This is a genomic window from Salinivibrio sp. IB872 (genome assembly GCF_001995345.1).
GTDB classification, from domain to species: Bacteria; Pseudomonadota; Gammaproteobacteria; order Enterobacterales; family Vibrionaceae; genus Salinivibrio; species Salinivibrio proteolyticus.
The window spans coordinates 1-24,977 of the sequence record NZ_MUFO01000002.1 but is presented as its reverse complement, the minus strand read 5'-3'; the positions used below and the strand labels follow the sequence as shown (position 1 = coordinate 24,977).

Annotated in this window: 26 protein-coding genes and 2 pseudogenes; 9 read left to right on the top strand and 19 right to left on the bottom strand. The window is 51.7% G+C overall.

Annotated features, from left to right (window positions below; all coding sequences use genetic code 11):
• Nucleotides 1–75: 75 nt before the first annotated feature.
• From BZJ18_RS01085 to BZJ18_RS01065, 5 genes and pseudogenes are all read right to left on the bottom strand, one after another.
• On the bottom strand, nucleotides 76–594 hold the full coding sequence (locus tag BZJ18_RS01085; protein ID WP_077455008.1) for an Hcp family type VI secretion system effector: 519 nt from the start codon (nucleotides 592–594) through the stop codon (nucleotides 76–78).
• A gap of 104 nt (nucleotides 595–698) precedes the next feature.
• Nucleotides 699–870: pseudogene (locus tag BZJ18_RS01080) on the bottom strand (ISAs1 family transposase); the annotation flags it as partial.
• 26 nt (nucleotides 871–896) lie between these two features.
• On the bottom strand, nucleotides 897–2,024 hold the full coding sequence (locus BZJ18_RS01075; RefSeq protein ID WP_077455007.1) for an ISAs1 family transposase: 1,128 nt from the start codon (nucleotides 2,022–2,024) through the stop codon (nucleotides 897–899).
• A 308-nt stretch (nucleotides 2,025–2,332) separates the two neighbouring features.
• A complete protein-coding gene (gene ubiA / locus BZJ18_RS01070) occupies nucleotides 2,333–3,187 on the bottom strand; it encodes a 4-hydroxybenzoate octaprenyltransferase (protein WP_077455006.1) in 855 nt (284 codons plus the stop codon).
• Nucleotides 3,184–3,726, bottom strand: coding sequence for a chorismate lyase (locus BZJ18_RS01065; RefSeq protein ID WP_077455005.1), 543 nt, complete (start codon nucleotides 3,724–3,726; stop codon nucleotides 3,184–3,186). The genes ubiA and BZJ18_RS01065 overlap by 4 nt, the downstream gene beginning before the upstream one ends.
• A gap of 158 nt (nucleotides 3,727–3,884) precedes the next feature.
• Between BZJ18_RS01065 and BZJ18_RS01060 the strand changes: the two genes are divergently transcribed.
• Nucleotides 3,885–4,304 (top strand): flagellar basal body-associated protein FliL, encoded by a 420-nt coding sequence (locus BZJ18_RS01060; RefSeq protein WP_069589058.1) that lies wholly within the window; start codon nucleotides 3,885–3,887, stop codon nucleotides 4,302–4,304.
• A 14-nt stretch (nucleotides 4,305–4,318) separates the two neighbouring features.
• Here BZJ18_RS01060 and BZJ18_RS01055 read toward each other — a convergent pair whose 3' ends face one another.
• The 8 genes from BZJ18_RS01055 to ftsY form a co-directional block, all read right to left on the bottom strand.
• Complete coding sequence (locus BZJ18_RS01055) at nucleotides 4,319–5,110, bottom strand: DeoR/GlpR family transcriptional regulator (RefSeq protein ID WP_069589041.1); 792 nt, start codon at nucleotides 5,108–5,110, stop codon at nucleotides 4,319–4,321.
• A gap of 85 nt (nucleotides 5,111–5,195) precedes the next feature.
• The gene (glpT, locus tag BZJ18_RS01050; protein ID WP_077455004.1) at nucleotides 5,196–6,557 is read right to left on the bottom strand and encodes a glycerol-3-phosphate transporter; all 1,362 of its coding nucleotides are present in this window, start codon (nucleotides 6,555–6,557) and stop codon (nucleotides 5,196–5,198) included.
• Nucleotides 6,558–6,790: 233 nt separating this feature from the next.
• Nucleotides 6,791–7,621, bottom strand: a complete 831-nt coding sequence (gene glpG / locus BZJ18_RS01045; protein WP_077455003.1) for a rhomboid family intramembrane serine protease GlpG — start codon at nucleotides 7,619–7,621, stop codon at nucleotides 6,791–6,793.
• Between the two features lie 15 nt (nucleotides 7,622–7,636).
• Nucleotides 7,637–7,969, bottom strand: a complete 333-nt coding sequence (gene glpE, locus BZJ18_RS01040; RefSeq protein ID WP_069589045.1) for a thiosulfate sulfurtransferase GlpE — start codon at nucleotides 7,967–7,969, stop codon at nucleotides 7,637–7,639.
• A 316-nt stretch (nucleotides 7,970–8,285) separates the two neighbouring features.
• Complete coding sequence (gene rpoH, locus BZJ18_RS01035) at nucleotides 8,286–9,149, bottom strand: RNA polymerase sigma factor RpoH (protein WP_069589047.1); 864 nt, start codon at nucleotides 9,147–9,149, stop codon at nucleotides 8,286–8,288.
• 120 nt (nucleotides 9,150–9,269) lie between these two features.
• Nucleotides 9,270–10,292, bottom strand: a complete 1,023-nt coding sequence (gene ftsX, locus BZJ18_RS01030) for a permease-like cell division protein FtsX (RefSeq protein WP_443216493.1) — start codon at nucleotides 10,290–10,292, stop codon at nucleotides 9,270–9,272.
• On the bottom strand, nucleotides 10,207–10,875 hold the full coding sequence (ftsE, locus tag BZJ18_RS01025; protein ID WP_069589049.1) for a cell division ATP-binding protein FtsE: 669 nt from the start codon (nucleotides 10,873–10,875) through the stop codon (nucleotides 10,207–10,209). The genes ftsX and ftsE overlap by 86 nt, the downstream gene beginning before the upstream one ends.
• Before the next feature lie 2 nt (nucleotides 10,876–10,877).
• Entirely contained in the window at nucleotides 10,878–12,122 is a 1,245-nt protein-coding gene (gene ftsY / locus BZJ18_RS01020; protein WP_077455001.1) for a signal recognition particle-docking protein FtsY, read from the bottom strand.
• Nucleotides 12,123–12,209: 87 nt separating this feature from the next.
• On the opposite strand from ftsY, the gene rsmD reads away from it, so the two are divergent.
• Together rsmD and BZJ18_RS01010 are read left to right on the top strand one after the other, a co-directional pair.
• Nucleotides 12,210–12,821 (top strand): 16S rRNA (guanine(966)-N(2))-methyltransferase RsmD, encoded by a 612-nt coding sequence (gene rsmD, locus BZJ18_RS01015; protein WP_077455000.1) that lies wholly within the window; start codon nucleotides 12,210–12,212, stop codon nucleotides 12,819–12,821.
• Nucleotides 12,818–13,084, top strand: a complete 267-nt coding sequence (locus tag BZJ18_RS01010; protein ID WP_069590257.1) for a DUF1145 domain-containing protein — start codon at nucleotides 12,818–12,820, stop codon at nucleotides 13,082–13,084. Before rsmD ends, BZJ18_RS01010 begins: the two co-directional genes overlap by 4 nt.
• Nucleotide 13,085: 1 nt before the next feature.
• Here the strand turns inward: BZJ18_RS01010 and BZJ18_RS01005 are convergent, their stop codons facing one another.
• The 4 genes from BZJ18_RS01005 to BZJ18_RS00990 form a co-directional block, all read right to left on the bottom strand.
• A complete protein-coding gene (locus BZJ18_RS01005; RefSeq protein ID WP_077454999.1) occupies nucleotides 13,086–13,388 on the bottom strand; it encodes a putative signal transducing protein in 303 nt (100 codons plus the stop codon).
• Nucleotides 13,389–13,397: 9 nt separating this feature from the next.
• Nucleotides 13,398–14,027: a lysoplasmalogenase gene (locus BZJ18_RS01000; protein ID WP_077454998.1), complete on the bottom strand. Its 630-nt coding sequence runs from the start codon at nucleotides 14,025–14,027 to the stop codon at nucleotides 13,398–13,400.
• Nucleotides 14,028–14,160: 133 nt separating this feature from the next.
• Nucleotides 14,161–14,520, bottom strand: coding sequence for a DUF4145 domain-containing protein (locus tag BZJ18_RS00995; protein WP_069590252.1), 360 nt, complete (start codon nucleotides 14,518–14,520; stop codon nucleotides 14,161–14,163).
• Nucleotides 14,521–14,653: 133 nt separating this feature from the next.
• Nucleotides 14,654–15,664 (bottom strand): acyltransferase, encoded by a 1,011-nt coding sequence (locus tag BZJ18_RS00990; protein WP_077454997.1) that lies wholly within the window; start codon nucleotides 15,662–15,664, stop codon nucleotides 14,654–14,656.
• 252 nt (nucleotides 15,665–15,916) lie between these two features.
• Here BZJ18_RS00990 and BZJ18_RS00985 point away from each other — a divergent pair, with 252 nt between their 5' ends.
• The 3 genes from BZJ18_RS00985 (at nucleotide 15,917) to BZJ18_RS00975 (ending at nucleotide 19,576) form a co-directional block, all read left to right on the top strand.
• Complete coding sequence (locus BZJ18_RS00985; RefSeq protein ID WP_077454996.1) at nucleotides 15,917–17,515, top strand: AbgT family transporter; 1,599 nt, start codon at nucleotides 15,917–15,919, stop codon at nucleotides 17,513–17,515.
• A gap of 128 nt (nucleotides 17,516–17,643) precedes the next feature.
• Nucleotides 17,644–18,663, top strand: coding sequence for an alpha/beta fold hydrolase (locus BZJ18_RS00980; protein WP_158011238.1), 1,020 nt, complete (start codon nucleotides 17,644–17,646; stop codon nucleotides 18,661–18,663).
• Nucleotides 18,664–18,766: 103 nt separating this feature from the next.
• Complete coding sequence (locus tag BZJ18_RS00975) at nucleotides 18,767–19,576, top strand: Cof-type HAD-IIB family hydrolase (RefSeq protein WP_069590247.1); 810 nt, start codon at nucleotides 18,767–18,769, stop codon at nucleotides 19,574–19,576.
• A gap of 30 nt (nucleotides 19,577–19,606) precedes the next feature.
• Here BZJ18_RS00975 and BZJ18_RS00970 read toward each other — a convergent pair whose 3' ends face one another.
• Nucleotides 19,607–20,077: an EVE domain-containing protein gene (locus tag BZJ18_RS00970; protein ID WP_077454995.1), complete on the bottom strand. Its 471-nt coding sequence runs from the start codon at nucleotides 20,075–20,077 to the stop codon at nucleotides 19,607–19,609.
• Between the two features lie 99 nt (nucleotides 20,078–20,176).
• Here BZJ18_RS00970 and BZJ18_RS00965 point away from each other — a divergent pair, with 99 nt between their 5' ends.
• Entirely contained in the window at nucleotides 20,177–21,682 is a 1,506-nt protein-coding gene (locus tag BZJ18_RS00965) for a hypothetical protein (RefSeq protein ID WP_077454994.1), read from the top strand.
• Between the two features lie 87 nt (nucleotides 21,683–21,769).
• Complete coding sequence (locus tag BZJ18_RS00960) at nucleotides 21,770–22,459, top strand: tRNA-uridine aminocarboxypropyltransferase (protein WP_077454993.1); 690 nt, start codon at nucleotides 21,770–21,772, stop codon at nucleotides 22,457–22,459.
• Nucleotides 22,460–22,515: 56 nt separating this feature from the next.
• Here BZJ18_RS00960 and BZJ18_RS00955 read toward each other — a convergent pair whose 3' ends face one another.
• The gene (locus BZJ18_RS00955) at nucleotides 22,516–24,396 is read right to left on the bottom strand and encodes a methyl-accepting chemotaxis protein (protein WP_077454992.1); all 1,881 of its coding nucleotides are present in this window, start codon (nucleotides 24,394–24,396) and stop codon (nucleotides 22,516–22,518) included.
• 444 nt (nucleotides 24,397–24,840) lie between these two features.
• Here BZJ18_RS00955 and BZJ18_RS17760 point away from each other — a divergent pair.
• Nucleotides 24,841–24,977 (top strand): annotated as a pseudogene (locus BZJ18_RS17760) (IS256 family transposase); the annotation flags it as partial.

Here is a 24,977-nt window from a genome sequence, read left to right as displayed (position 1 = left end):
TCTCAATGCGCACAAGGCTGAATGCAGTGCAGCCCGCCCAATAGGCAGGCTGCGGTTTCCTCATCAAGGCGAGGATTAAGCTTCGATAGGCTTGCGCCAGTCGTCTGAGCCAGATGTGCCCGCGTTAACGTGCTCCCAGATAACTTTACGGTATGACATAGAGACCGTAAGGTTCTGAGTGAAATCAGACTTGGCAGGATCTTGGCAGTGTGGCATTTCGCAATGGATGTCTACGATAGAGGCGCTTTCCAGCTTAGTGGTAAAGAAGTTTTCTTGTTTGCCCTCAATCGAGGTGCGGTACCACTTCAGTTCGACGGTAGACATTTTTTCACCTGAAGACAGCGCGTTATAAAGCAGCGGCACCGCTTTGTTGAGCGCAACAGTGAATTTGAATGGCTTGTGAACACGTTGGCCAGAAGGCTGGCCTGACTGCGGGTCAGTGGGCACCGTCACATTATGGTCAAACTGCTGAACCAGCATTTCATCTTCGTGACCTTCAACAAACGCATCACCGATGGAGTCTGCGGTACACGCACCGGCAGTAATCAGTCCCTGGGTTTCACCTTCAATCGAGATATAACATGGCGTTGGCATAATCGCTCCTATAAACGTTTAATCATTCAGCACAGCCTATTGACTGTGGTAAAGGTTACAGAGCGAAAAGCATGCCAACCACGGAAAACGCATGAACATCCGCGTCACGAAAGGCTTCCCAGCACGGTCGCCAGGTACTCTTGGTCCATCGCGCACATCATTCGCTTGCGTTGAATACCGGCTTTGAAACTCTTCTCTTGCTTTAATAAATTCAGAACCATTTGCCTTATTCGTGCAAAAACTTCCGCTCGGTCATCGACCTCTTATTCGGCAAGAACACGGAAAACGCATGAACATCCGCGTCACGAAAGGCTTCCCAGCACGGTCGCCAGGTACTCTTGGTYCATCGCGCACATCATTCGCTTGCGTTGAATACCGGCTTTGAAACTCTTCTCTTGCTTTAATAAATTCAGAACCATTTGCCTTATTCGTGCAAAAACTTCCGCTCGGTCATCGACTCTTATTCGGCAAGCATCTTCTTTTAATCCAACATCAAGTTGCCAGTGCATTGATTCAATTAACCAGTGTGAGCGCGTGGCATCATGAAGCTCTTTCGCTGTCAGTGCTTTTGAGCTTATATAATAGCGCACTGAAATATCTGACTCTTCGGCGTGYTTTCCCTCTTGTCGAACACTCACCATGATGCCCATCGYTTTTAATTCAGGCCAATCGTAAGCCAAATCACCTAATACACTTAAATCCGTATTAATCAGTGCACATCGTGTTTCTAAACGTCCATGCGATTTCTCTTGTGATGCRTAGCTATCACCATCAAAGTTTTGAAGCATTGAAGGACGGTAATAATTATCAAACGCTTTGTCTAACTTGCCTTGGTTTCCTTTAACAGCAAGCAAATAGTCGGCATTTTTATTAATGATTTTTTGTGCGATTTTTCGCTGACAACCCATGGCATCTATAGTAATTAAACACCCAGAAATGTCGAGYAATTCCAGCAGCTTAGGTATTTCAGTGATCTCATTGGTTTTACTATTTACTTTTGACTGTCCGAGGCATACACCATTTGCGGTTGCGAACGCATTAACCATATGAATCGCAGCTTGGTCTGTTGCTCGGTTATATGAACCCCTCAGTGTTTTTCCATCAATGGCAACYACTTCACCATCCGTTAATTCATGACACGATTTCATCCATTCTATGAAGGCTTTTTGTAATGCTTTTGTACTGATGGTTCCCATCACTCTTGCAATCGTATCTGCCGAGGGTGATGTTTTACCTGAGAAGCCAAAGCGTAATAAAAAATCACGCTGCTTACGTCCATAATCACTCATACCTTTCCAGGTATCATGACCAGACAACACCGCACAAATCGTTATCAAAATAATATCTGATAACGTATGTTCAACTTTACCTTCTTGACGAATGTCTCTAATGGAAACGAAATGCATAAATGGACTTTTATCTTCTGTCATTTTTAATCTCCTAAACGTTAGGAGACCATTAAATCGCACTGAAAATGATCAACAAATTGATCCTTTATTTTCACTCATTTTAATTAATAAACATGGTTCAACGCACGATTTTCATCCTTAATTGACAATTAAGTCATTAAATCGCTAGCCCAGGCATGCCGCGGATCTTCATGCGTTTTCCCTGGTTACTAATTTCCTAGCAACTTTTTGCTCGGTCGCAAGCAAGAAGTCGCCAAGCTGAGCAAAAAGTTGCTTGAGAATAAAAGTTGACTCATCCACCCAGCACGTTTGTTGTCAGACCCACGGAACTAACCGTATACGCCCGCTAAGACGCCCATAAAAATCACCAAACCCACATAGTTATTGTTCATAAATGCCTGAAAGCAAGGCATTCTTTCTCGCTCACGCACTAAATACTGCTGGTAAACAAACAACGCGAACGCGGCCAGCAAGCTCCAATGAAAGCCTGCCGATAGGGCCAGCCAATTCCCCACCAACATCAGCAGTAACAGTGTCGATAATTGCAAACCACCAATCGCCGCTTTGTCCCAACGGCCAAATAAAATGGCGGTCGATTTCACCCCGATCTTCAAATCATCATCTCGGTCGACCATGGCATAAAGGGTGTCGTAGGCAATGATCCAACAGTTATTTGCCATAAACAAAAGCCACGCAACGGGAGGAATGGTGTCTTGTACGGCGGCAAATCCCATCGGGATCCCCCAACTAAACGCCAGCCCCAATACCAATTGAGGAAGATGGGTATAACGCTTCATAAAGGGATAGACAAACGCCAAGGCGACACCGACAAAGGACAGTTGAATGGTCAACAGGTTTTGCGTTAATACCAGCGCAAACGAGGCGAGAACCAAGCCAAAAAAGAGCGCCAGCGCCTCTTTTTCGCTAATACGTCCAGACGGCAGTGGCCTGTCCTTGGTGCGTTTAACATGGCCATCAAAATGACGGTCCGCATAGTCATTAATCACGCATCCGGCGGCACGCATCATGTATACGCCCAATACAAAAACCGCCAGCACATCGAATGGCGGTAGACCGTCGGCAGCCAAAAATAAGGCCCACAAGGTTGGCCATAAAAATAATAAGGTCCCAATCGGGCGGTCAAGACGGGCCAGTTGAGCCAGCGCCACTAACTTAGGGCTCATGCGGGGATCTCCTTTCCGTACATGGGCGAATCAGGTAAAAACAATTCCGCCACCAACATCGGACGGTTATGTAGCCAAAGCCGCGAGCGACGCGCCTGAAGGCCACCCGTTGGCATCGCTACTTCCGCCACTTCAATCGCATCACGGCGCGATGCGCGCTGTTTAAAGACATGCTGACCTAACGGCACGGCGCCTAGGGCGTTCAAGTAACCGCCTTGTCCTTCAAGCGTGGAAGCGGGCAACAGCGTGCGCCCACAAACCCATGCGTGGCCGTCTCCCTTTAAGATCACTTCACGCACCACGCACGCCTCGTGACCGATTAATGCCACTTCATCCGTGGTCAGTTTATCCGGCGTCAGTTGATACACGTTGACCACATCCACATCAAAGCGCTGACAGTGGCGCTTGAGTCGAGCCGTCATCGAATGCGATTCGAGTAACCAACTCCCATGTTGAGAGCGTTTTAACGCGGCGATATCTGGTCGTTCCCAGCGCGCTTGTTTCAGCGCCGCCAAATAGGTTTGATTTAAATCCGACATTGTTTCCTGTGCCACATCGCGCAAAATTCGCCCGCTTCATCCCCTCGGTGGCTTACAATATTGCTATACTCGGCTGGCAATTGTAGCAAGCCAGTCCCGATTGGAGAATGCAGGGCGGCCTAACCCTATCATATGAGCAACTGAATTGCTGGGTGGATATGAGAAAGATTCAAACCTTATGGATGGCCTTGGTCGGCCTATTATTACTGACCAGCTCGGCCGTGTTCGCTGAAGCAGAGGGTGATGGACAAGCGCCCAAATACAGCTACTTTTCCCTAGAGCCTGAGATCACCACCAACTATGTCACTGAGGGGAGCCGGCTCGGCTTTATCAATGTCAAAGTGGAGCTGATGGTCGATGACCCGAAACTGGTGCGAGAGCTGGAATACCATGCGCCGCTGATCCGTGATGCCATCATCGAGACCTTGAGTCAGCAAACCGTCACCAAGATAAAATCGCTATCCGGTCGAGAAGCAATCCGTAAAGCCTGCCTAGAGCGCGTCAATGAGCTCTTATTAGCAGAAACCAATCGACGGATTCTCGCCGATCTCTTGTTTACCAAGTACCTATACCAATAAGCGATCGTTATCCGCTACGCGGATAACGCATCTTGCTCAGCATCACTGGGCACCACTTCAAGGTGGCCACCTTGCGCTAACAGCATATCGCGCACATTGCTCGGTGGCTCGGCATCGGTAAAGACCATATCGAGTTGGGTAATGTTGCCAAGATTCACCATGGCATTACGACCAAACTTGGTATGGTCGGCAGCCAGCATCACACAGCGGCTGTTATCTAGAATCGCTTTTTTGACACGTACCTCGTGGTAGTCAAAATCGAGCAGCGACCCATCATCATCAATGCCACTGATCCCCAAAATGCCGAAGTCGAGGCGGAACTGGGAGATAAAATCGAGGGTAGCTTCACCCACAATACCCCCGTCACGGTTGCGCACTTCGCCCCCTGCAATAATCAGAGTGAAATCCTGCTTGGGCATTAAGATAGCAGCGGCATTTAAGTTATTGGTCACCACCCGTAAGTTATGGTGATTGAGTAACGCGCGCGCGACCGCCTCCGGTGTGGTGCCGATATCAATAAACAAGGTCGCACCATCCGGAATGTGCTTCACCAAAGCTTGAGCAATGGTGTCTTTTTCTTGCTGCTGTAAGACCTTACGCGTTGCATACGCGGTGTTTTCCGAACTCGACGGTACTGTCGCCCCACCGTGATGGCGGCGAATGTGGTTCTCTGCGGCCAATTCATTGAGATCGCGTCGAATCGTTTGCGGGCTGACATTGAAGCGCTCAACCAAGTCTTCCGTGCTCACGTATCCTTGTGACTTAACCAGATCAATGATTTGCTGATGACGTTTGTTTTGCTTCACTGCATCTCCCCTTACAAAAAGCCCCCGCGGTCACGGGGGCTTTCTAGTTTACTCATTGCCTATGGGCAATGCCAAGACTGATTGTTTAGGCAGCATGTGCCGGTGACTCACGACGCACGCGGCTCTCACCTACCCATGCTAAGCATAGGAAGAAAATCGCCAAGATACAGCCGCCGGTAAGGAGCATAAAGCCACCGTCCCAACCAAAGTGATCCACGGTATAACCCAATGCAATATTGGCCACCACGGCACCACCGAGGTAACCGAATAGTCCGGTTAAACCTGCCGCCGTACCGGCCGCTTTTTTCGGTGCAAGCTCAAGCGCATACAAGCCGATCAGCATCACAGGACCATAAATCAAGAAACCAATCGCCACCAACGCGACCATATCGACGCCCGGATTGCCCGCAGGGTTAAACCAATAGACTAATACCGCCAAGGTGACTAAGACCATGAACAGCACACCCGCCGGCGCACGTGCTCCTTTGAAGAACTTATCTGACATCCAACCACACAGCAGTGTGCCCGGGATCCCCGCCCACTCGTAGAGGAAGTAAGCCCATGAGGACTTATCGACGGTAAAGCCTTTGGCTTCATCCAGATACACAGGCGCCCAATCCAATACGCCATAGCGAATCAAGTAGACAAAGGCGTTAGCAATCGCGATGTACCACAAAAGACGGTTTTTCAGTACATACGTCACGAAGATATCTTTGGCGGTCATTTCCTTCTCAAAGGCTTCTTCGTCGTAGTTTTCTGGATAGTCGTTTTTGTATTCTTCAATCGGTGGCAAACCACATGATTGCGGGGTATCGCGTAGGGTTAACCAGATGAATACCGCGACCAAGGCTGCAAAAAACGCCGGGACATAGAAAGAGGCACGCCAGTCGTCATTGAACAGCCACAGGCCAAGCAAGAATAGCGGACCAATCAAGCCGCCCCCCACGTTATGCGCCACGTTCCAAACAGACACCAACTCACCACGCTCGCGGCGTGACCACCAGTGCACCATGGTACGCCCGCAAGCCGGCCAGCCCATGCCTTGCACCCAACCGTTAATAAACAGCAGGATAAACATGATGGTAATACTGCTGGTTGCCCACGGCATAAAGCCAAAGCAGAACATCACCAACGATGACATTAATAGGCCAGCACTTAAGAAGTAGCGAGGGTTAGAGCGGTCAGACACGCTGCCCATAAGGAACTTAGRCAGACCGTAAGCGATCGAGACAGCAGCTAATGCAAAGCCAAGATCGCCGCGGCTAAAACCATATTCTTCAATAAGAAATGGCATCGCCAAGCTGAAGTTTTTACGCACTAGGTAGTAACCGGCATAACCGATGAAAATACCAATAAACAATTGCCAACGCAGTCGGGTGTAGGTTGAGCCGACTTGCGATTCTGGCAATCTTTGCCGGTGAGGTGCCGGACGAAAGATTCCAAACATGAGAGGGTTCCTCAGTAAGATGTACGCGATGGATAGGTAAAAGGGTTACAAATCAAAAGAGTGAGCATTGAAATATTCGAATACGCTCAACGGGTGGAATATTTACTCAAAATGAAAACAAAAACCGTGAATCCGAACATAAATTATCGATCTGGAACAATAAAAATGTGCGTTCGAATAAAAAAAGAGCAGTAATCTGCTCTTTTTCGTTTGCGTTTGTTTGACGGACAATGTTAGGCCGCGCGTTTGGCATCCCAAAGGCCAAGTAAGCAACCGACGCCTAAACCAAACACGTGCGCCATATTGGCGATATTCATACCCAGTGGTTGGAAGAACCCAATCACTAACCATACCAACATAAACACGACATACGGTTTCTCAATGGTTAACCCGCGCTCGGGGGCGAGCCATGTTAACCACCATAAATAGCCTAAAAGCGCGTAAACCACGCCGGATAAGCCGCCAAAATAAGGCCCTTCCAGCCAATATTGCCCCAGACCGGAAAAAAGGGCGGCAAAGAGGAAAATCTGCATCAGCTTGCTGCCACCAGCCCGTTGCTCGATACGTCCCCCAAGGACCCACCACCACAACAAATTAAAGACGATGTGTAGCGCCGAGAAATGAAGCAAGGCGTGACTAAACAACCGCCACAATTGCCAGCGCTGCTCGCTGTCAGCGGGAAACAGCAAGCTGCGCACGACGACCTCAAACCCGCCCAAGATCATCATGGCAAACAAGGCGGCACAGGCGATCATTACGGTAATCGTCACTGGACCAGATTTGTCTTTCACCGTTTGCCATAACCCTGCGGAGGGATAATGAAACCGAGCGTGACGGGTTTCCGCTACCTGCCAAGACGCAGCTTGATAGCGGCTATGCATAGGCTCCGCCACAAAACGAGCCAGTTCTTGTTCAACCCAGGCGGCTTGGCTGTCATCGACCAGCCATAACGCCACTTGGGCATCCGCTTCCGGTGCCAGCTCAATCGCCACCTTATGCGCTGCTGCATAATCGACAAATGCCTGCGCTAGCCGAGCGTTAGGCAGTACCGCCATTTTTTGCATAGAGGCTCCTTGCGCCTATTCCAGTCCTGACTCAGTCGGCAGAGCCTGACGATGCCAAGCCTCAAAGCCACCATCGACACTGTAGACAGACTCGAACCCTTGGTTAATTAAATACTGTGCCGCCCCTTGGCTGCTAATACCGTGGTAGCACATCACCAGTACGGGTTGATCAAAGTCGACCTGATCCATAAAGGCGACCAAGGTGTCGTTGGTTAAGTGAAAGGCACCTTGAGAGTGCGCCACTTGAAAGGTTTGTGGATCGCGAATATCCACTAATACTGCATTTTGCTGATCATCACGCAGCATTTCCCACGCATCGGTCACAGAGATATGAGCAAACTGATCCATACCTAATTCCACTCCACTCACAGAGTTATTCCCAAAGTTATGTAGCACGATGCTATCGCGCCGCTCGTTATAAGCGGCATTGTACCTGAGTTTAGGCCGCCTCGCTTGTTAGACAGGTTAGGTCATGGTTATTTATTGATCGTCTGTGGAAAAAGGTGTGGATTGCGTTGATAAGCGAAGATCGTCGAAGAGGATCCACTAGATATAGATCTGATCATGGATAAGCTGTGAATAAGTTTCGTGAAACTATCCAACTCTGATGATCAACAGATATAAAAAAACCGGCCCGCAGGCCGGTTTATTCGCATGGATAGCGCTATAGAGCGTCACCCATGGCATGTTTCAATTTCTTCATCGCATTTTTTTCAAGCTGGCGAATCCGCTCAGCCGACACTTGGTAATGATCCGCCAAGTCTTGCAACGTGGCCTTGTCATCATCCAACCAACGTGCGCGAACAATGTGTTGGCTTCGCTCATCCAATGCAGCCAGTGCATGGGCAAGACGACGGTTCGCGTGCGATTCCCAGTTTTCCGCCTCTAGCGAGGCCGCAACGTCAGAGCTCTTGTCTTCTAAATAGTAGACTGGAGCCATGGCGGCGCCATCACGCTCATCATCGGCGTTTGCTGGGGCTTCGAAGGTCGCATCTTGCGCGGCGAGACGTGCTTCCATCTCGCGGACTTCTGCAGCATCAACACCAAGTTGCTCCGCCACCATGTTCACTTCATCGTTGTTAAACCACCCCAAGCGCTTTTTGTTTTTGCGCAGGTTAAAGAACAGCTTACGCTGTGCTTTGGTGGTTGCCACTTTAACGATACGCCAGTTACGCAGCACGTACTCGTGAATTTCGGCTTTGATCCAGTGCACCGCAAAGGAGACAAGGCGAACGCCGACTTCTGGGTTAAAGCGTTTGACCGCTTTCATCAAGCCGATGTTACCCTCTTGCACTAAATCTGCCATGGGTAAGCCGTATCCGGTGTATCCACGGGCGATATGAACAACAAAACGCAAGTGTGAGAGGATCAGCGATTTCGCTGCCTCAAGATCACCATGGTAATGGAGACGCTCGGCCAACGCATGCTCCTCTTCAGCAGTGAGCATGGGGTGGCTATTCACCGCCTGCAGGTAACTGTCTAAGTTATCCTGTGCGATGGGGGCCAGTGCGTACATCTCTTTTGTCATTCAAACCTCGTTTCCGAATCGTCGAAGACCGAATTGCTGATTAAGCATGCAAAAATATACCCAAGCGGGGTAAAACTGCAAGCCCTGTTGTGTGTCTCGTGCTCTATGACCGCAATAAGTCTACACAGGTTCAATTTCTTTTAGATGACGACGTGTCGCCAACACCGCGGCCAACACCCCTAATAAGGTGGACACCATCAACAATAGCAAAGATTCATCCCAACCAAGTCCGGTGAGCGTAAAGCGATTGTCATAAAGCTGTGCCAATTGACTAACCGCCGCATCCATTAAAAACGTATTTAATGCGGTAATCACCCATGCCAACAACGCCGCCAATCCGCCTAACCAAGCGCCCATGTAGAGATAGGGACGCAAAATAAAGCTGTCGGTTGCCCCCACCATCTTCATCACTTGAATACGGGATTGATGATGGAGCACCTGTAACCTCAGGGTATTGCCGACCACTAGCAGCACCGCTGCCAGCATCAGCCCCGAGAACAACCAAGCCAAGGTGATAGCGATGTGCTTAATCGCTTCCAGTCTGGCTAGCCAATCGCTGTCGAGACGTACCTCTTCGACACCATCCAATGCAGTGAGCTTCGCCGATAACCCTTGCGCCACTTGGCTGAGCGCAACCTGTGTTCCGCTGTCAGAGGCAGACACATCGACGCGCGGCACGACCACTAACACCGCCGGAAGTGGGTTATTGTCGAGCAAGCTAACGGCCTGCTCAAAGCCACGTTGGACACGCAAAGTATCGAGCCCTTGTGAGGGCGAAATATAGGTCACACTGGCCACATCAGACCAACCGCGAATATCGCTAGCAAGGGCTTGCGATTGTGCCTCGGTCTGCGCTTTATCAAGATAGACACTCAACTCCGCTGGGTTGTGCCATTGGTCGGTCACTGCCAAGACGTTTTTAGCCAGTAAGTAGAAAGTGACTGGCAAAGACAGGGCCACGGCCAGTACCGTCAGGGTGAGCAAATTCCCAACCGGGCGTTGAAAGAGATCTTGCCATGCCGCACGTGCGTGTCGGCGCTGGGTTTGTACAAAGCCTTCAGCCATGACGTACCTCCGCCAAGCTGCCTTGATTGAGTTCAAAACGACGCAAATGGCGATATTGTTCAAGCAAGGACGTATCATGGGTGGCCATTAGAATAGTAACGCCCACTTGGTTGAACAAGCGAAAGAGCTCCATGATTTGCGCCGATAATGCAGCATCCAAATTACCGGTTGGCTCATCGGCCAGCAGCACTTGGGGACGATTCACCACCGCACGGGCAATTCCAACACGTTGCTGTTCACCTCCTGACAACTGAATAGGATAACAACGCGCTTTATCCAGTAAGCCGACTTTATCCAGCGCCGCCGAAACCCGCTTTTTGATCTCGTTGTCTGACTGTTGCTCAATACGCAAAGGGAGCGCGACGTTTTCATACACAGTCGCGTCCATCAATAGCTTGTGATCTTGAAAGATGATCCCTAAATGACGGCGCAAAAAGGGAACATCTTGACGAGGGATCCGAGAAATATCATGACCATTGAAAAAAATCTGCCCATCACTGGGCCGCTCAATGGCACAAATCAGCTTCAGCAAGGTGCTCTTTCCCGCGCCAGAGTGGCCGGTAAGCAGCGCCATATCACCCTTAGGCAAGTCGAAATTCACTTTTTGCAGTGCCTGGCGGCCGCCTCGATAGGCTTTACTGACCTGCTGAAACTGGATCACGGTTACTCCTCCCGGCTAAATAAGGCCTCGATAAAGTCATTGGCATTGAAGGTGCGAAGATCCTCAATGCCTTCGCCTACCCCAATATAGCGGATGGGAATATTAAATTGTTCAGCCACGGCAAAAATGACGCCACCTTTGGCGGTCCCGTCCAATTTTGTGAGAGTAATACCGGTTAGCGGCGCAATGTCATTAAACAGTTTCGCTTGGCTGATCGCGTTTTGTCCGGTGCCAGCATCAAGGGTCAGCATCACTTCATGCGGCGCGCCAACATCCAGTTTTTGCATTACACGCACAATTTTACGCAGCTCTTCCATCAAGTTGGCTTTGTTTTGCAAGCGTCCCGCGGTGTCGGCAATTACCACATCCACATTACGGGCTTTCGCCGCCTCAATCGCATCATAAAGCACAGAGGCACTGTCAGCGCCGGTGTGCTGGGCAATCACAGGTACGTGATTACGCTCGCCCCAAGCTTGAAGTTGCTCAACAGCCGCAGCGCGGAAGGTGTCACCAGCAGCTAGCATCACCGATTTGCCTTGGTCTTGGAATTGACGCGCCATCTTGCCGATGGTGGTGGTTTTGCCCACCCCGTTCACGCCGACCATTAAGATCACATAGGGCTTTTGATCGCTAATCACCAGCGGCTGTTCGACTTTTTCCAGCATCTGCGCCATTTCTTGTTTGAGAATGCCATACAGGGCTTCCCCATCTTTCAGATCGCGACGGCTAGCTTTATCGGTCAGGTTATCAATGATTTTGGTGGTTGCTTCCATGCCCACATCGGCAATCAGCAACTGTTCTTCAAGCTCTTCGAACAGTTCATCATCGATCTTTTTGCCACTAAATAGGCCAAAGAACCCAGACCCTAAGTTGGTCTTGGTTTTTTGTAAGCCACGTTTTAGGCGGGCAAAGAAGCCTTCACGCTGCGGTCTTTCCCGCTCGCGAACCGCAGCAGATTGTGAGTCTGGCTCTGGCTCTGGCTCTGGCTCTGGCTCTGGCTCTGGCTCTGGCTCTGGCTCTGGCTCTGGCACGGTATGCGTGTCGCTTTCTACCTCAGGCGCAAGGCTTTCTTGTTCATTTTGTGATGCAGCCTGATCATTGAGGCTATCAACCGATGTGGCTGACTCCACCGCGTCTTCCGCCACGTCTGACGGCTGAGTATGCGATTCTTGTTCTGGTTCTGGCTGTTCTTTTTTGCGGCCGAAACCCAGCCACGACATTAATCCACGTTTCTTTTTTTCTGCCATTGGCAAATCCTAAAGCATGCTTGGTACAATCAGCGGCACATTACCGAATCGGCATAGTCTATCACCTTCTTTACGGTCAAAAAATCTATGGTTAAACGCGCCTCCCGGAAACCTTCATCTGCTTCGCCATCACGTGCGGCAGGTACTGTGAGAATTATTGCTGGCCGCTGGCGTGGCCGTAAGTTGGCAGTACAGGATGCGCAAGGCCTGCGCCCCACCACAGACAGAGTCAAAGAAACGGTGTTTAACTGGTTAGCCCCCTATCTGCCTGGTGCCCGCTGCTTGGATGTTTTTGCCGGTAGCGGCGGATTGGGGTTTGAAGCTCTCTCACGCGGTGCTGCATGGGTCACATTTTGCGAAATGAATCCYCAAGCGGCCAAACAGCTGAGCACCAACCTCACCCAGTTACAGGCAGCACAGGCAAATGTGGTACAAGGCGACGCCTTAGCCAARTTGCGCGCAGGCCATCAGGGGGAACCGTTTGATATCGTCYTTGTTGATCCTCCCTTTCGAGAAGGATTACTGGCAGACACCCTGAATGCGCTAGAATCGCAAGGTTGGCTGTCACCCGATGCCTGTATTTATGTCGAAGCCGAGAATGAACTCAGCACGCACGATGCACCGGCGAATTGGCGGTTGCACCGAGATAAATCCGCGGGCCAAGTCAACTATCGACTGTATTTTAGAGAGGATGCATGAAAGCACTGATTATTCTGGCTAAAGCCGCTATCGCCTTTGTCTGGTTGGTATTGATTGCCAATATGTTTCACCCCTTCCCGGGCGTGGCCGCGATGGCGCTGTATATTATGACTGGCTTTTTATTGGTGATGCATGGATTGCAGATGCTGATCTTCTTAGGCGCGTTTGGCGATAAAATTGCGATGACGCGTTGGGAGAAGTGGTCCATTTTGATTTTTGGTATTTTCGCGCTGCTCGATATTCGTCGAAAATATATGGTCTGAGCTAGTCATCACGGTTGTGTTGGCATTGCCAGCACAACTCAAAACTGCCCGCATTATCCTCACCACAATGACCGCACACCCAGCGCGTCTGACTTTGTGTTTCGTACTCTTGGAGTAACACGCGCGCTTGATGGATATGCTCTGGTGCCACCCAAAGCGTGACACCTTGTACGTCGGTCGGCAGCTCACCGACTGCAGCGCTTAAGGCCTCACCTTTTAGCAAACACGGGATATTATGGCTCGCCAGCAACCCCTTCAGGCTGTGTGCTTCAAGTGTATTACTGGCTTGATAGACCTTTTCCATCCCGTCGCCTCACGATGCGTAAATCACTGACGCGGTGATCAGGGCTTGAGCCATAAAGTAGGTCGTCATCACCACTGCCTGAGAAGCACGAAATTCACCTTTAAAGCGTGAAAACGCCAACACCGTATCTGAGATCATAAACAAAATGGCCCCGCCAAATGCCAATGCTGCGGGCGTCGAGTGAGTATTGAGCCAATACTCGCCGGCCGCCCACGCCATTTGTACGATCACGGCAATATAAACAGCCACTGGCAACGCTAACTTACCGAGGCTGGGCAGTAATAACAAAAAGACAATGATCCCGAGCCCGGACAGCAAGGACGGCAACCACCACACAATATGGCCATCAAACTGATACCAGAACGCGACGGTATAGACGATGTGGGCAAACAAAAAGCTGGTGAGCCCCTGCACAAACCGATCTTTGGGCAGCATTAAGAAGATGTCACCGACCAGCGAAAGCAGCAGCGCCGAGAGCACGAGCTGAGCGTAAGTCGACTCGGTAATCTGGGTACTGCCAATCAGTACCAGCAGCACTATAGTGAGCGGCTTAAACAGATAAAACTGCCAGCGAGGACCACGGTAGGCTGCGGAGATATGTAGCAGTCCAGAACAACAGACAGCGAACCAGCTCCACATGATTATCATTCCTTTCACGACAAGGACGCCAAGTCTATGCCGCGTTGGGCAGATGTCCAGCTACCCTTGGTGAGAACAAGATCCAGTTAGAAAAAATGATGGTAAGAGAAGGCAACGCCATTCGCCTTTGGTGTTAGCCACTCCACTGAGGCCATACTTGTGCATAAAACCAAAGCGCGCCGGCGGTAAAGAGAAAAATAAGACCGGCTGCCAGCCGCCAAATCAAACGATGACTGCGCGGGACCAGCTCCGCTTCACACGCTTTGCACACGGACACGAATTGGCGTAAGTCGTCCACTTCAAAGCCTTCTTCATGCACCACTTTGTTGCGGATCGTCGCCACAAAACGCAGCTTGCCGATCACATCATTAGGTAAACGTTTTTGGCAGCTATCGATAAGCTGATGCAAGCCTTTTCCATCCGCGTGGTAATGCTGACGCAGCAGGCTTTCTAAACGCCGACTGTGTTTGATCACCACTGCTACTTCATCCATGGTTTCTCCCTTCGCTGGTCACTAACCAGTTTATACAGTATGGCGGTTTTTGTGTCGATTGGATGGCGGGTCTATCACGATTGCGATCTTGACCAACAGATTAACCCTACACGTCTGACCGCTTGGCCGCCCATCAAGGAACCAGCCAAGCAGTGCCTCGGTGGCGCTGCAGCCACGCCGTGACTAAGGCGGCGCCACTGAAGGCATACAAAGTGAGCACTGGGATCCACCACCACGCCGGCGATAACGTGGGCCAATAAGCACGTATTGGCCACAAAAATAGCGGATGAAGAAGGTAAATGCCCAAACTATAACGACTCAGTTTCGCGAGCCATGCCGGGCTTGCCCGCCCCGCCATCAGCGCACGCATAGCCAGAAACACTGCGGCGCTAATTAAAACGGTATTCACCGTGGTGTATGACAGCCAACCTTGGGTGATATAGCGTTGATGGGCAAGGCTGGTCGCTAAAACCTGATACATGGTTGCGCCCAGTGCCGCCACGCCCAAGCCCCACCACAACACCCGAGCACGCGGGTACTGGTGCAACCAAAAACCTAGCCATAAATAGCCACCATACAAGATGAAGTCGTTACGCCACCAGCCTTGTCCTCCGGCTAAATACCAAGCTGTCACGCCAATCCACAGTAAGCCGACCAGTGCGACAGCGGCAGATGGCAAACGGGCTAATACCGGCCGTAACACCGGCACCCAAAGCAGCAAAGGAATGTAGTAATAGAAAAAGCCCAAGTGGTAATAGGTTTCATGCCATGGCGCCGCTTGTAGGGTCGAGAGCGTGGTCGTCAGGGAAAAGCCTTGCGGTGAAAGCCCCGCAATCACCGCAAACACGCCAGACCACACCACAAAAGGCACCACGACTTTCATCACCCGCCGACGCAAAAAGTGTGACCAGTTAAAGGGTTTACTCGCCGACAACAGCAGCAAGCCCGAGATCATGATAAACACCGGCACCGCCCAGCGGCTGACGGTATTGAGTCCTACCGCCACCAGCCAATCACTGTCTGGAATTTGACCCAGCTCCATACGATAGGGACCCAATACATGAATCGCCACCACAAACAGGGCAGCCAGCACACGTAATCCATCGAGATAGTCGATATGCCCTTGGGAAGAATCATCCTGCATTTGTTAACACCTTTTTACGCTTTAGGCTGTCAGACGCTCCCAACATATTACGCGAAATTACGGTGAGATAACCGACAAATGCGCAAAGATATAGTCAAATATGTCAGTTTTTATCCATAAAACCAGTGCACGGATCGGGTTATTGAGTTAAAAATTAGTGTTTAATCTTGCAATATAGTTAAAAAAACAATTAACATCCGGCCTCCTTTTCCCAGAGACGGGAAAATGCAGTTCAACCAAGGAGACGATGACATGCACTCAAGTACCACTGAGCAACAAGGTGGGCCGCACAAGCGCACGCTGTTTACGCGCTTTCTCGATACCGTCGAATGGCTCGGCAACTTGCTTCCTCACCCAGTGACACTGTTCGCAATCTTCTGTGTCGCGATTCTACTCGCGTCCGGTATTGCCGGTTACTTTGATCTTGCCGTCGCCGACCCTCGCCCTGAGGGCGCGAAAGGACGTGCCGCTGATGGCATGATTTATGTGCAAAGCCTACTAAACGCCGAAGGCTTGCAAATGATAGTCACCAACTTGGTGAAAAACTTTACTGGCTTTGCCCCACTCGGCACCGTGCTGGTCGCCATGCTGGGTGTATCGGTCGCAGAGCATTCGGGGCTATTGTCGGCCTCGATGCGCGGGCTGGTGATGGGGGCATCGCGCCGTACCGTGACCTTTACCATCGTGTTTGCCGGTATCGTATCGAATACCGCTGCGGAGCTAGGTTATGTCGTTCTGATCCCACTTGCCGCGATGATCTTCCACTCATTAGGTCGTCATCCATTGGCCGGCCTTGCCGCCGCGTTTGCAGGCGTATCCGGCGGTTACTCGGCGAATTTATTGTTAGGCACGGTCGACCCTTTGCTGTCTGGAATCACCGAGTCGGCAGCACAAATGATTGACCCAGACTACAGTGTCGGCCCAGAGATGAACTGGTACTTCATGTTTGTCTCCACCTTCTTTATCGCCTTTGTCGGCGCGTGGATCACCGATAAAATTGTCGAGCCCAAGTTAGGGGCATATGACCACAACCAAGCCTCGGAAGATGTCACCGCTGCCTCTGCCAGCAAACTGAGTGAGGACGAGAAGCGCGGTCTTCGTAATGCCGGCATTTCGATGTTGATTGTCAGCGGTATCTTGGCCCTGACCATCGTCCCAGAGTGGGGACCACTTCGTCATCCAGAAACCGGTGAAGTAGCAGGGTCGCCGTTTTTGAAAGGCATTGTCGCCTTTATCATGGTGTTCTTTGCCGTTCCCGGTATTGTATTTGGTCGCACCGTCGGCACCATCAATAACGATCGCGACGTGATTGATTCAATGTCTAAGTCGATGAGCGCTATGGGCATGTACATCGTATTGGTGTTTTTCGCCGCCCAATTTGTCGCCTTCTTTAAGTGGACCCATTTCGGCCAAGTGATTGCGGTCGGCGGCGCTGACTTTTTACAGACCATCGGTTTAACCGGGCCAGCATTATTCTTTGCCTTCATCTTGATGTGTGGCCTGATTAACCTCTCGCTCGGCTCAGCGTCCGCGCAATGGGCTATCACCGCACCGATTTTTGTGCCTATGTTGATGCTGGTGGGGTATGCCCCAGAAACCATTCAGGCGGCGTATCGGATTGGCGACTCCGTCACCAACATTATTACGCCGATGATGAGCTACTTTGGCCTGATTCTGGCGGTCGCCTCCCGTTATGTGAAAAACCTCGGTATGGGCACCTTGATTGCCACCATGCTGCCCTACTCGATGATCTTTATGGTGGGATGGAGCATCTTGTTCTACGTTTGGGTCTTTGTGTTAGGTTTGCCTGTCGGCCCCGGCGCAGAAACGTATTACAACTTCAATCAGTAACTCCCCCAGTAGGATGATTTCGGCAAGCATGCAGCCATGCTTGCCTTTTCTTTTCATTATCCCGTCATTTTCATCCCTACCCGAAGGCGGTTATAGTAGCTCTATCACAGCGATGGTAAGCAATGACAATGACAACCCCAGCTCATGCCGATAAACCGGCGGCCTTTGACCCTGACGCAATGGCGCGGGAAGCTCAATTTACCGATGCCTTTAAAGACGCCATTACCCCCTTTTGGCAACAGCGCGAACAAGGCACATTTCATGGCGAAGGCGGCCTGAGACTGCATTGGTGCAGTTTTACTCACCCCAAGCACACCAAAGCGGTGGTGGTGATTAATGGCCGGATTGAAAGCGTGATGAAATACCAAGAGATCTTCTACGATCTCTTTCAGATGGGCTATGACGTCTACAGTTTTGACCACCGCGGCCAAGGCTTGTCTCAACGCTTGGTCTTAAAACCACGCGATCTGGGCCATGTCGAACGCTTTGATGATTATGTCGCGGATGTGGCGACCTTTATGCAACAAGTCCGCGCCCACCGTCATTATGATGATTGGTTTATGCTCGGCCATTCAATGGGTGGGGCAATTGCCACCTTATACGCCCACCAGTATCCGGGGGCTGTGCAGGCTATCGCGCTGACGGCCCCCATGTTTGGTGTGCAAGTGAGCCCTTGGCTTGGACGTATCGCACCTTGGTTATGTCGCTCCTTAGCGCGCTATCAACATCCTCCACGCTTTGGACCCGGCCAAGTCGGCTATCGCCACGTACCCTTTGAGCAAAATCGTCTCACGCATTCTCGTGCCCGTTATGCGTGGTTTCGCCAGCTTTATATCAACCAACCACAGCTACAAATCGGTGGGCCCAGCGCGCGTTGGATAGCGGAAGGATTAGCCGCGGGGACGCGCTGTCTGGCCCTTGCTCCCTCGCTGACCACCCCGACGTTTCTCTGCCAAGCGGGCGAAGAATTGATCGTTTCTAATCCAGCGATGTCACAATTTCACGCCGTGCGTAAACAAGCCGGTCAATCCAGCCAATGGCGAACGTTCGACGGTGCTCGGCATGAAATTTTATTCGAAACGGATAATCACAGAGTCACAGCACTGCGTGAGATTGATGCCTTTTTCTCGCGCTATGTTGGCGAGTAAAAGCGGAAAAAAGACAGTGATACTGTTCCCTTTTTAACCCCAATAAGTTGCAGTAGACTCAGAGCATACTGTGATTATGATCGCCTGAACCAATGAGGACATGATGTACAAACTCGTCGCTTCTGATTTGGACGGTACCTTGCTAACCCCCGAGCACCGTATCGCCCCCTATACCAAGCAGGTGCTGCAACAACTCCACCAGCAAGGCATTCACTTTGTGTTCGCCACCGGACGTCATCATGTTGATGTGGCAAGCATTCGTGAAACCGTGGGGATCCCTGCTTACATGATCACCTCTAACGGTGCCCGTGTACACGACAGCAATGACCAACTGGTGTATCAGCACAACGTTGATCCCGCGATCGTCGCAAACCTGATTAACGAGGTGAAGCACGACCCAACCGTCACCATTCACCTATATCGCGATAATGATTGGCTGTTGAGCAAAATGGATGAAGAGCTCGCACGCTATCACCAAGACTCTGGCTTTAATGCCAAAGAGTTTGATGTGGAGAATCCACCGGTCGATAACATCGCGAAGATTTTCTTTATTCGTCATGATCACGACCACTTACTCAAATATGAGCATCAGTTTTTGTCGCAATACGGCGATAACATCAGTATCGCTTTCTCGACTCCCTTCTGCTTGGAAGTAATGGGCAATGGGGTATCCAAAGGAGCCGCACTCGAAGAAGTCGCGCGTCGTCATCAGCTCAATCTGGCCGACTGTATCGCGTTTGGTGATGGCATGAACGATGTCGAGATGCTGCGCGCCGCCGGTCGCGGATTGGTGATGGCTACCGCACAAGCGCGCGTCAAAGCCACCTTGTCGGACAACGCGATTATTGGCAGCCACGCCGATGAGGCAGTCGCGCGCTACCTAAACGCGCACCTGCTCGCACCACAATCCTAAGCGGTTGGCTCACACTGTGAGCCAAGGATGTCACCTGACGATGCACGACTCCCCCGCCATCGTCAGAATGGCCTGCCATTGCGCTGCGGTAACCGGCATCACACTCAGCCGGTTACCTTTTTTCACCAACGGCATCTCAGCCAGCGCAGGGTTTTGCTTCATCTGCGCCAGCGTAATCAACGGTAAATGACGCTGATACGCCACATCCACCATAAACCAACGCGGGGATTCTAGCGTGGCTTTAGGGTCAAAGTAGCCACTGTCTGGCTCAAATTGGGTATGGTCGGGATAACACTCGCGAGTCACGGTCGCCACACCAGCCACTCCAACATGCTTACAAGAGGAATGGTAAATCAACACCTGATCGCCTACCTTAACCTCATCACGCAACATATTACGCGCTTGATAATTGCGTACCCCTTCCCAGCATGAAACCTTTTGCTGCTTTAAGGTGTCTATCGAAAACGTATCTGGCTCTGTTTTAAATAACCAATAACCCATGTTGGCTCACTCTCACTCGATACAGTTGTCGGCAATCTTGCCCGTCAGTGTGTGTCGGTGCAAGTCTGGCACGAGCCCATTATTCACAAGGAGTGTCGTGTGCAACGTCCCCATCGCTTACTGGTGATCGCCACCGCTAGCCTACTCACGTTAGTCGGCTGTACCTCATCGAAAGGCCCTATTGAACTGGGGCATCGCAGTGACACGCTAGACTCAGGGCTCAGCCATACACCGACCCCGTTTATGCTCAGTGGTATGGTCTCTGTCAGCCCTGAAACGGCCAGCTTCACACCCTGTGGCAGTCAAAAGCAATACTGGCTGAACTTAAGCCATGAGCAACGCACGGCACTCGATCAACTGGGTGGGCCTGTGTATGGTGAATTTGAAGGCTTCTTTACCCCAGTGGAAAGCCGCGGTTTTAGCGCGGACTACCCTGCGTCAGTCACCATGACGCGTATCAATCTAGTCACTACCGAACTCAATAGCTGCGCGCAACCCCGCCACGCCGTCTTGGCGGACGGACAATCACCACGCATGTGGTCCGCCGCCGTTGGCGAACATAATATGGCGTGGGAAAGCGACGGGGATAGCCAAGAGATACCGCTGACAGGAAAGCAGATGGATGACAGCACCGCCCATTTCCGTGCGCGCAATGCCGCATTAACGCTAACCGCAACTGGCTGCCAGCAAAGTGATACCACCTTGTACGGTTGGCGCGCGACCCTGAAAACGTCCCAACGCACCTACCAAGGCTGTGCTCTGATGCCCTCGTATGATCACTCGCAGCATTGGGCGGGCGAATATCAAGGGCAAAGTCAAAGCCCCGGTCAGCCGGTTTTAACCACACAGCTTACCTTGCTGCCTGATCATAGCGCCATCACCACCTACCACCCGCAAGGGGAAACGGTGACTAAAGAAACCGGGGTTTGGCAGCCGGTCGGGGAGAATCAAGTCCAAGTGCTCACTACCCGCAGTGGTGAGCAAATGGTAGTGTCTGAGCGCATATATACACGCAACGGGTTTACCCTCACCGCCTCCGAGGAAACCTTTAATGGCAACACCTATTCACTGGGTCATGACGGGTTAACGCTAAGGCTCAAAGTCGGGGATGCCGTGAACGTATCGAACCAAACCGGCGTTAAAGGCAGCGCCGAGAAAAACCCACGCGTTGAACAAGCACTCAGAGACTACCTTCGCGATAACGGTCAAGCCGGCCCACTCACTTATCGCTGGCTTACCCACGACCTTAATCAAGACGGGCAACCTGAGCTATTGGTCTTAACCGACAGCTGTGGCAGTGGCGGCTGCACCTTATTGGTGTTTAAGGGCGAGGCGCAAGGCTGGCAGTTTAATAGCCGCATGACACTGATGCATGTGCCCCTTTTATTAGCTCGCAGCCAAAGCCAGGGTTGGCATGATTTGGTCGTGCCGGTCGGTGGTGGCGGTGCGCCTGCCGGCCACCATGTGATGCGATTTGATGGGCAGCGTTATCCACTCAACCCGAGCACTGCGCCTCGCGCGCCTAAACCGGATGGCTCAGACACCGCATTATTTGCCGATGGCATCTATGCCACCCAGCAAGGCGTGGTATTAGGCGAAGAATAACGTAGACACGCGCGCCCGTGGCACGCGGGCTCGCATTCCTTGTCGGACTTGCGCACAATAGCAACCTGACACCTTGAGGAGAGTCTGATGGCCCGTTCGCCCTGCCGCCAGTGCGGTTTTACCTATCACTGTATCTGTCACTGCTATTGGCCGCTGGAAAGCCAATTGCAATGCGTGCTGGTGATGCACGAAAGCGAAACGGGGCGCCAATCCAACACCGGCAAACTGGTTAAAGCGGCGCTACCCCACACTCAGATAGAGATTTGGCAACGCAAACAACCACCGCAAGCCTTGCTCGACAGCTGGGCGCGCGGTGATGTATCACCTTGGTTGTTGTTTCCCAGTGATGATGCTATCCCCGCCGATAGACTATTCGCTGACGCGGTTCGGTCTGTCTCTTGCGCGGATAGGTCAGTTTCTTGCACGCAGACGTTAGCCGCCACCAATGCACCTCGCGCGCCGTTACAGTTTGTGGTGCTGGATGCAACCTGGCAGCAGGCGCGAAAAATGCTCAATAAAAGCCCGTGGCTCCATCGTCTGCCGCGGGTCAGTTTGCCGTCGACTGCGGCCTCGCAATATACGCTTAGGCGCAACCAGCCACCGGGACACCTGTGTACCAGTGAAGCGGTGAGTGCATTACTACGAAGCCAAGGCGACGTGGACGCCGCCACGCAGCTGGACCATTTTCTTGTCCACTTTATGGAGAGCTACGAGGCCGATCGCCACCATCACACTACACCGCTCCCCGCCCCCAAGGTGCTGACGCCAAACGCGTGAACAAAAAACGCCGAGCACAGCGCGCTGCCATGCTCGGCGTTTACGTCGTTTATGGGCTACAGCTTAAAGCGGCTGATCTCTTGCTCGAGGCTATGAGAAAGCTCGGATAACGTCGCGGCTTGACGCGCGGCTTCATCCGCTTCGGTCGATAGCTCATTGGACACATCGCGAATGCCCTCTGAGTTACGGGTGATCTCCGCGGTGACGCTCGATTGCTCTTCCGCTGCCGAGGCAATTTGGGTGGCCATATCGCTAATCTGGCTCACCGCCGCGACAATCTGGCTCAAGCTTTCGTTCGCCGCGCTAGCATCTTCCACACTGGCATGAGCACGCTGCTGGCTGTCTTGCATCATGGTCACCGCGCGACCGGTTGCCTGCTGCAAAGTATCAATCATCTGCTGAATCTCGGTGGTTGAAGCATGGGTGCGCTGGCTCAGAATCCGTACCTCATCGGCCACTACCGCAAAGCCACGGCCATGCTCACCGGCGCGTGCCGCTTCAATCGCGGCATTCAACGCCAGCAGATTGGTTTGCTCGGCCACTTCTTGAATGGTCGACAAGATGCTAGTAATGCTATGCGCATGCTGGTCGAGCTCGCCAATCACACCGGTCGCCGCTTCCACTTCACGGGCAAGCTCGGTGATCGAGTGCTTACTTTGCTCCACTTGCTGGCCGCCATCGTTGGCGACGCTTTCGGTCTCTTGGGCGGTGCGCGCGGTGTTATCGGCATTGCCGGCAATATCTTGGGTCGCCGAGGCCATTTCATGGATAGCGGTTGCCACCATATTGATTTCATCTTGCTGATGACCAATACGGGTAGAGCGCTCTTCGGCTTGTGCCGCGGTCAGCTCGGCTTGTTGTTTGAGCGAGCCAGACAGCTGGCGCAAATGCGACACCATGGCGTGCATGTTGCCGACAAAGCGGTTGAAGTTATTGGCGAGTTTGCCAATTTCATCATTGCTGTGTGGCTCAAGGCGCTGGGTTAAGTCCCCTTCACCGGAGGCAATTTCTTCTAGCGCAGCGGACACATTGAGCAAGTCACGGAACAACACGTGCATCAACCACGTCACGGCACCGGCCACCAACAAAGTGATCACCACCGCGGTTAGCACCAGATTGAACAAGGTATTACGCTGGCTGGCGTATTCGGTGCGCTTGTCCAGCTCAATGGCCAGTACCCAATCAGTGTTAGGAACCGAGGCAAAATAAAACAGTTTATCAACCCCATCGACAGGCAATTCTACTAGCGATTGCTGTGCCAACGCCTGACGCACGCGGTTTTCATTCAGCTCAGGAGACAGGCTGCGATACGGTTTTAGCAAGCGCGCTTTGTCTTTGTGGGCGAGGAAGGTGCCATCGGCGCCTAACAGCATCGCGTTCGCATTTTTGCCCACTTTTAGTTGGGTCACGTCACGGATCAGCTGGTCAATCAACACATCTGCGCCCACCACACCGATCAATTCGCCATTGCGACGTACTGGCTCGGCCAAGGTCACCAGCATCGCACCGGTAATCGCATCACTGTAAGCGGTAGTAATAATCGGGCTACCTGCACTCACGGTTTGCTTGTACCACGGGCGGGCGCGAGGGTCATAATCATCGCGGTTGCGTTCTGGGCGCGAGCGATACATGGCGCCTTGGGGAGTACCATAATAGATATCGTCAAACCCACCGGCCTCTCGCGCTTGCTGTAAATAGCTCACACGATGGCTGCTGCTGGTGTAATCTGTAAAGGCACTGGTGATATCAGCACGGATTTGCACCCAACCGCTGATCGATTCGGTCGCCGCATCGGCGATACCACTGACGCGGCTATAGATGCTCGACTGGGTTTGGGCTTGAATTTGGCTTACAGCAAGCCAGGTGAGAAAGGCGGCCATCAGCAATACAGCAGATAAGCATGCCCCAATTAATTTTTGTTTTAGTGATAACTGCATGGGAACGGCTCTCAAAGCAACGACAGGTTAATTCCAAACTACCTCGTCACCAAGGTAGCGATAGTGAACAGCCGTCACCCCGTCCCTAGGGTACCGCGAGCCCATCCAGCGCGTCGCGGGTTCACAGCGCCGGATAATTTTTATCCGACATGGCAAGCGCGCGCTAATGTAACAGCGCGCAAGAAAGATTGCCATTTTTTAGACAAAAAACAGTCAACTAGAGAACATTTAGAATAAAGATCACATAAACCAATTATCGCTTATGATACATAGTTTGTTGCAAACAACACAAAAGCAAGCATCTGAGGATTGGGTACTCCTCGCATTAATTCCTCCTATCTCTAACGGCCAAGCTAAAAGCTATTTATGAGCCCACAATCGTTGGTAGTGTTCAAAAGTCTGTGTCACTCCTATAGTTAACCCTCAACAGGGAGTGATACATCAATGTCCGACAAATACGAAATTGATATTCAAGCTTTTGCTAAGGCACTGCAATCTGGACAGGGCCTCAACGGGAAAGATGGACTGCTAACGCCGTTGATTAAACAGATCACCGAAGCTGCTTTGGCTGCTGAGATGGG

Coding starts and splice junctions, on each gene's coding strand:
- BZJ18_RS00975 (WP_069590247.1), top strand. CDS start 18,767: ATGTACAAACTCGTCGCTTCTGATTTGGACGGTACCTTGCTAACCCCC.
- BZJ18_RS01060 (WP_069589058.1), top strand. CDS start 3,885: ATGAGAAAGATTCAAACCTTATGGATGGCCTTGGTCGGCCTATTATTA.
- ubiA (WP_077455006.1), bottom strand. CDS start 3,187: ATGAGCCCTAAGTTAGTGGCGCTGGCTCAACTGGCCCGTCTTGACCGC.
- BZJ18_RS01065 (WP_077455005.1), bottom strand. CDS start 3,726: ATGTCGGATTTAAATCAAACCTATTTGGCGGCGCTGAAACAAGCGCGC.
- BZJ18_RS00980 (WP_158011238.1), top strand. CDS start 17,644: ATGACAACCCCAGCTCATGCCGATAAACCGGCGGCCTTTGACCCTGAC.
- ftsX (WP_443216493.1), bottom strand. CDS start 10,292: ATGATACGTCCTTGCTTGAACAATATCGCCATTTGCGTCGTTTTGAAC.
- BZJ18_RS00990 (WP_077454997.1), bottom strand. CDS start 15,664: ATGCAGGATGATTCTTCCCAAGGGCATATCGACTATCTCGATGGATTA.
- BZJ18_RS00985 (WP_077454996.1), top strand. CDS start 15,917: ATGCACTCAAGTACCACTGAGCAACAAGGTGGGCCGCACAAGCGCACG.
- BZJ18_RS01085 (WP_077455008.1), bottom strand. CDS start 594: ATGCCAACGCCATGTTATATCTCGATTGAAGGTGAAACCCAGGGACTG.
- BZJ18_RS00995 (WP_069590252.1), bottom strand. CDS start 14,520: ATGGATGAAGTAGCAGTGGTGATCAAACACAGTCGGCGTTTAGAAAGC.
- BZJ18_RS01005 (WP_077454999.1), bottom strand. CDS start 13,388: ATGGAAAAGGTCTATCAAGCCAGTAATACACTTGAAGCACACAGCCTG.
- BZJ18_RS00970 (WP_077454995.1), bottom strand. CDS start 20,077: ATGGGTTATTGGTTATTTAAAACAGAGCCAGATACGTTTTCGATAGAC.
- ftsY (WP_077455001.1), bottom strand. CDS start 12,122: ATGGCAGAAAAAAAGAAACGTGGATTAATGTCGTGGCTGGGTTTCGGC.
- BZJ18_RS01000 (WP_077454998.1), bottom strand. CDS start 14,027: ATGTGGAGCTGGTTCGCTGTCTGTTGTTCTGGACTGCTACATATCTCC.
- BZJ18_RS01010 (WP_069590257.1), top strand. CDS start 12,818: ATGAAAGCACTGATTATTCTGGCTAAAGCCGCTATCGCCTTTGTCTGG.
- glpE (WP_069589045.1), bottom strand. CDS start 7,969: ATGGATCAGTTTGCTCATATCTCTGTGACCGATGCGTGGGAAATGCTG.
- BZJ18_RS00960 (WP_077454993.1), top strand. CDS start 21,770: ATGGCCCGTTCGCCCTGCCGCCAGTGCGGTTTTACCTATCACTGTATC.
- BZJ18_RS00955 (WP_077454992.1), bottom strand. CDS start 24,396: ATGCAGTTATCACTAAAACAAAAATTAATTGGGGCATGCTTATCTGCT.
- rpoH (WP_069589047.1), bottom strand. CDS start 9,149: ATGACAAAAGAGATGTACGCACTGGCCCCCATCGCACAGGATAACTTA.
- glpG (WP_077455003.1), bottom strand. CDS start 7,621: ATGCAAAAAATGGCGGTACTGCCTAACGCTCGGCTAGCGCAGGCATTT.